The sequence below is a fragment of the Streptomyces sp. DvalAA-14 genome (assembly GCF_900091855.1).
Classification (GTDB): domain Bacteria; phylum Actinomycetota; class Actinomycetes; order Streptomycetales; family Streptomycetaceae; genus Actinacidiphila.
In genome coordinates, this window is the sequence record NZ_FMCH01000165.1 from 1 (window position 1) to 4,965 (window position 4,965).

At 73.4% G+C, this 4,965-nt stretch carries 6 protein-coding genes and 2 pseudogenes; 4 read left to right on the forward strand and 4 right to left on the reverse strand.

The annotated features are described in order from the left end of the window. Nucleotides 1-291 (forward strand): annotated as a pseudogene (locus tag GA0115240_RS37580) (hypothetical protein); the annotation flags it as partial. Here GA0115240_RS37580 and crcB read toward each other — a convergent pair. From crcB to GA0115240_RS37900, 4 genes and pseudogenes are all read right to left on the reverse strand, one after another. Then, nucleotides 254-628, reverse strand: coding sequence for a fluoride efflux transporter CrcB (gene crcB, locus GA0115240_RS07985; protein ID WP_093735954.1), 375 nt, complete (start codon nt 626-628; stop codon nt 254-256). The pseudogene GA0115240_RS37580 and the gene crcB sit on opposite strands and share 38 nt — an antisense overlap. Next, entirely contained in the window at nt 625-1,128 is a 504-nt protein-coding gene (locus GA0115240_RS07990; RefSeq protein ID WP_093735955.1) for a fluoride efflux transporter FluC, read from the reverse strand. Before GA0115240_RS07990 ends, crcB begins: the two co-directional genes overlap by 4 nt. Nucleotides 1,129-1,159: 31 nt before the next feature. Next, the gene (locus GA0115240_RS07995; protein WP_093735956.1) at nt 1,160-2,245 is read right to left on the reverse strand and encodes an S-(hydroxymethyl)mycothiol dehydrogenase; all 1,086 of its coding nucleotides are present in this window, start codon (nt 2,243-2,245) and stop codon (nt 1,160-1,162) included. A gap of 118 nt (nt 2,246-2,363) precedes the next feature. Next, a pseudogene (locus tag GA0115240_RS37900) lies at nt 2,364-2,501 on the reverse strand (aldehyde dehydrogenase family protein); the annotation flags it as partial. Between the two features lie 33 nt (nt 2,502-2,534). Here GA0115240_RS37900 and GA0115240_RS36715 point away from each other — a divergent pair. The 3 genes from GA0115240_RS36715 to dhaL all read left to right on the forward strand — a co-directional run. Further along, nucleotides 2,535-3,128: a helix-turn-helix transcriptional regulator gene (locus tag GA0115240_RS36715; protein WP_256069603.1), complete on the forward strand. Its 594-nt coding sequence runs from the start codon at nt 2,535-2,537 to the stop codon at nt 3,126-3,128. Between the two features lie 292 nt (nt 3,129-3,420). Continuing rightward, nucleotides 3,421-4,413 carry a dihydroxyacetone kinase subunit DhaK gene (gene dhaK / locus GA0115240_RS08005; protein ID WP_093735959.1) on the forward strand — a complete coding sequence of 331 codons (993 nt, stop codon included), beginning with the start codon at nt 3,421-3,423 and terminating at the stop codon, nt 4,411-4,413. Between the two features lie 69 nt (nt 4,414-4,482). Continuing rightward, the coding region (gene dhaL / locus GA0115240_RS08010; RefSeq protein WP_093735958.1) for a dihydroxyacetone kinase subunit DhaL at nt 4,483-4,965 on the forward strand (483 nt) is incomplete at its 3' end.

Genomic DNA, 4,965 nt, shown 5'->3' on the forward strand with positions numbered 1-4,965 from the left:
GCTGGTCAACGCCGAACCCGGCTCGCCGCGCTGAAGGGCGACCGGGTGACGCTGGTGATGGCGCTGACCGTGGACGGCGGCCTGGTCACCCGGGTGGACCTGGTGCTGGCTCCGGCCAAGCTCGCCGGCTGCCGCCCGCCGGACCCCGTGCGACCGCCCGACGCGCCCCGGCCGCCCGGACCCGCCCGACAGACCGGGCCGGACAGAGCTTTCCCCCGGCTGACGCCGGGCGGTGCCGGCCGGGGTCGAGGAGTCAGCCCCAGATTGCCTCGGCGATCGCCGTCCCGGTGAAAGCCGCGCCCAGACCGGCGGCCACGCTGCCCACCGCATTGGCGGCGGCGTAGAAACCGGAGCCCCGCTCCGCCAGCCGCAGCGTCTCGTAGGAGAAGGTGGAGTAGGTGGTCAGCGCGCCGCACAGGCCGGTGCCGAGCAGGAGCTGCAGATGGGCCGACGCGGCGCCCTCGGCGGCGGCGCCGGCGACCACGCCGAGGATCAGGCAGCCGGCGACATTGACCGCGAAGGTCCCCCAGGGGAACACGCTGTCGTGCCGGGACTGGATCACCCGGTCGGTGAGGTAGCGCAGCGGCGCGCCCACGACGGCGCCGGCGATGACGAGCAGCCAGTTCACCGTGTCTCCTGCCGGTCCGGGGTGCTTCCGCCGACCAGGCGCCGGGTCAGCGTCGCCGAGGCCGCCACCGCGAGCAGCGCGGCCAGCAGGGTGAGGCCCAGATAGGCCACTGCGATCCTGGGGTGCCCGCCGTCCGCCAGCCGCCGTACGTCGGTGGCATACGTCGAGAAGGTGGTGAACCCGCCGAGCACGCCGGTGCCGAAGAAGGGCCGCACCAGCGGGTGCGGGGTCCACTTCTCGGTGATCAGGACCATGAACGCGCCGATGATCGCGCAGCCGACCACGTTGACGATCATCGTGGTCCAAGGGAAGGCCCCACCGGCGGTGGGCCAGATGAGCGCCGCGCCGTACCGGGCGGACGACCCGATCACGCCGCCGATCGCCACCGCGCCGACGACCGGCGCCATCCCCCGGCGCGTCTCCGCCCGGTCGGCGGGGATCCGCAGATCGACGTCGGGGTCGACCGGCTCTCGGGCCGTGCGGGAGCCCGGCTCCGCCATAGAACGCCTCCTGATCAGCCGCGGGGGGCGATCAGAGGAGCACCACCGAGCGCAGCACGTCGCCGCGCGCCATGGTCGCGAAGGCCTCCTCCACGTCGCCGAGACCGATCGTCTCACTGACGAAGGCGTCGAGGTCCAACCGGCCCTGCAGGTGGAGGTCGATCAGCAGCGGGAAGTCGCGGGAGGGCAGGCAGTCGCCGTACCAGGAGGACTTCAGGGCGCCGCCGCGGCCGAAGACGTCCAGCAGCGGCAGCTCCAGCTTCATCTCCGGGGTCGGGACGCCCACCAGCACGACGGTGCCGGCCAGGTCCCGGGCGTAGAACGCCTGCCGGTACGTCTCGGGCCGGCCGACCGCCTCGATCACCACGTCCGCGCCGAAGCCGCCGGTGAGGTCGCGTATCGCCTGCACCGGGTCGGTGGTGCGGGAGTTGACGGTGTGGGTGGCGCCGAGCCGCTCGGCCTGCGCCAGCTTCCGGTCGTCCACGTCGACGGCCACCACGACCGCGGCGGCGGCCAGCCGCGCGCCCATCACCGCGGCGCCGCCGACACCGCCGACACCGATGACGGCCACCGAGTCGCCCGGCCCGACCGCGGCGGTGTTGAGGGCGGCGCCGAGCCCGGCCATCACGCCGCAGCCGAGCAGTCCGGCCACCTGCGGCGCCGCCGCCGGGTTCACCTTGGTGCACTGGCCGGCCGCGACCAGCGTCTTGTCGGCGAAGGCCCCGATGCCCAGGGCCGGCGACAGTTCGGTGCCGTCGGCCAGCGTCATCTTCTGCCGGGCGTTGTGGGTGTCGAAGCAGTACCAGGGCCTGCCCCGGCGGCAGGCCCGGCAACGCCCGCAGACCGCGCGCCAGTTGAGGATCACGAAGTCCCCGGGCGCCACGTCCTGGACGCCGTCCCCGACCTCCTCCACGATGCCGGCCGCCTCGTGGCCGAGCAGGAAGGGGAAGTCGTCGTTGATGCCGCCCTCCCGGTAGTGCAGATCGGTGTGGCAGACGCCGCACGCCTGGACCCGGACGACAGCCTCACCGGGGCCCGGGGCGGGCACGATCACCGTTTCGACGGACACCGGCTCGCCCTTGCCCCGCGCCACAACGCCCCGCACCTGCTGAGCCATTCGGGACCGCCCCTTTCCTCGACGCCGTCGACGCCTCCCCGGCTTCGATCAGCAAAGTGTGGCACCGCCGGGCGCCGCTGTCAGGAAGCGCGGGGGCGGGAAAGCAGGCCGCCCGGCCTCACCGCTGGATCGCCGTGACCTCCGTGAACTCCTCCAGCCCGGAGCGGCCCATCTCGCGCCCGTTGCCCGACTGCTTGTGGCCGCCGAAGGGGGCCAGCAGGTTCAGCTGCGCGCCGTTGATGTCGATCTGCCCGGTGTGGTCGTCGGTGAGGTGGCCGCCCTCAGCAGCGTGTCGACCGACTACTACGGCCGGATCGAGCAGCGGCGGGGTCCCCAGCCGTCCGAGCGGGTGCTGACGGCCATCGCGCGGGGCCTGTGCCTGTCGCCGGACGAACGCGATCACCTGTTCCGGCCGGCCGGATACGTCGCCCCGCCCCGGATCCGCACCGCGGACGGCGTCAACCCCGGAATGCCGCGGATCTTCGACCGGATGACCGACACCCCCGCCCAGGTCATGAACCACCTCGGCGAGACCCTCGCGCAGAACGAACTGTCCGTGCGGCTCCTCGGCGACCAGACCGGCCACCACGGGATGCGGCGCCATCTGGCCTACCGCTGGTTCACCGATCCCACCACCCGGCTGCTGCATCCCGTGGCCGAGCGCGCCGGGCACAGCAGGACGCTCACCGCCCAGCTGCGCGCCGCCTCCACCGGCGACCGCGCCGACCCACGGGCCGGCGCCCTGGTCGGCGCCCTGCTGGCGGCCGGCGAGGAGTTCACCGGGATCTGGCGCGAGCACCCCGTGGCGGGCCCCTGCTGCGAGCCCAAGCACATCGAGCACCCCGGGCTCGGCACCCTGGAGCTGCACGTCAGAGCCTGCTGACCCCGACCGCTCGCAGGCGCTGGTGGTGTTCACCGCCCAGCCGGGCGGCGTCAGCCAGGACAAGCTCCGGGAGCTGGTCCGGTCCGCCGCCCAGGCCCCTGGGCCGGGCGCCGGACAGGCCGCCGGGCAGCTGGTCCGAGCACCGGACCGGGCGCCCCGTGGCCGCCGGAGCACGCACAGTGGCGACGCCCAGCCGGTGACGTTCTTCGATCACCGGCTGATACTGGAGGTATGCGCCCGCCGCAGTCCGCACCGCGGCAGCGAAGGCACCCGCTCCCATCTGGAGGCAGCGATGAAGATGTTGATCAACGTTCCCGAGACTGTGGTGGCCGATGCGCTGCGAGGGATCGCCGCCGCGCATCCCGAGCTCGTGGTCGATGTGGAGCAGCGGGTGATCGTCCGGCGGGGAGCACCGTACGAGGGCAAGGTCGGGCTGGTGTCGGGCGGCGGGTCCGGGCACGAGCCGCTGCACGGCGGATTCGTCGGGCGCGGCATGCTGGACGCGGCCTGTCCCGGCGAGGTCTTCACCTCACCGGTGCCGGACCAGATGACGCGGGCGGCCGCCGCGGTGGACAGCGGCGCGGGCGTGCTGTTCATCGTGAAGAACTACACCGGCGACGTGCTCAACTTCGACATGGCCGCGGAACTGGCCGAGGAGGAGGGCGTCCAGGTCGAGAAGGTGCTGGTCAACGACGACGTGGCGGTGACCGACAGCACCTACACGGCCGGCCGACGCGGTACCGGCGCCACCTTGTTCGTGGAGAAGATCGCCGGCGCGGCCGCGGATGCGGGGGCGCCGCTGGACCAGGTGGCCGCGGTCGCCCGCCGGGTCGTCGAGTCGTCCCGCAGTCTCGGGGTGGCGCTGAGCGCGTGCAGCACCCCGTCGAAGGGCGGCCCCACCTTCGACCTGCCGGACGGTGAGCTGGAGTTCGGCGTCGGCATCCACGGGGAGCCGGGCCGTGAGCGCCGGGCGATGATGACCTCGGCCGAGATCGCCGATGCCTCGGTGGAGGCGGTGGTGGAGGATCTGCGCCCCGACGCGCCGCTGCTGGTGCTGGTCAACGGGATGGGCGCCACGCCGCTGCTGGAGCTGTACGGCTTCACCGCCGAGGTGCACCGCGCCCTGGCCGAACGGCACCTGCCCGTCGCCCGCACCCTGGTCGGCAACTACGTGACCTCGCTGGACATGGCGGGCAGCTCGGTGAGCATCTGCCAGGTCGACGAAGAGCTGCTGCGGCTGTGGGACGCGCCGGTCTCGACGCCGGCGCTGCGCTGGGGCTGCTGACGCGCTCCGGGGCCCGCTTCCCTTCGGTGACACATCTGCGGTGACACATCCTTCGGTGAAAGGCAGCCCATGAGTGCGCTTCCCGCGGACGAACCCGCGATAGACACGGCCTTCATGCGTCGGTGGCTGGATTCGGCCGCGACCGCCATCGACCGCGAATCCGCTCATCTGAGCGAACTCGACTCCGCCATCGGCGACGGCGACCACGGTACGAACATGCGCCGCGGCTTCCTCGCGGCTCGTACCGAGGTCGAGCAGCAGCCGCCGGACACGCCCGGCGGGGTGCTGGTGGCGCTCGGCCGCCTGCTGATCAGCAAGGTCGGCGGCGCCTCCGGCCCGCTGTACGGCACTTTGTTCCGCCGGGCCGGCAAGGAGCTGGGTGACGGCGCGACGGTGTCGGCCGCTCAGCTGCGTGACGGGCTGCGGGCCGGCGTGGACGCCGTGGCCAAGCTCGGCGGCGCCGTGCCCGGTGACAAGACGATGCTGGACGCGCTGCTCCCCGCCCTCGACGCGCTGTCCGGCGCGCTGGAAGCGGGCGAACCGGCGGCCGCG

Excerpts from the sequence above, each read along its gene's own strand:
- GA0115240_RS07990 (WP_093735955.1), bottom strand. The coding sequence starts at position 1,128 with ATGGCGGAGCCGGGCTCCCGCACGGCCCGAGAGCCGGTCGACCCCGAC.
- GA0115240_RS07995 (WP_093735956.1), bottom strand. The coding sequence starts at position 2,245 with ATGGCTCAGCAGGTGCGGGGCGTTGTGGCGCGGGGCAAGGGCGAGCCG.
- dhaK (WP_093735959.1), top strand. The coding sequence starts at position 3,421 with ATGAAGATGTTGATCAACGTTCCCGAGACTGTGGTGGCCGATGCGCTG.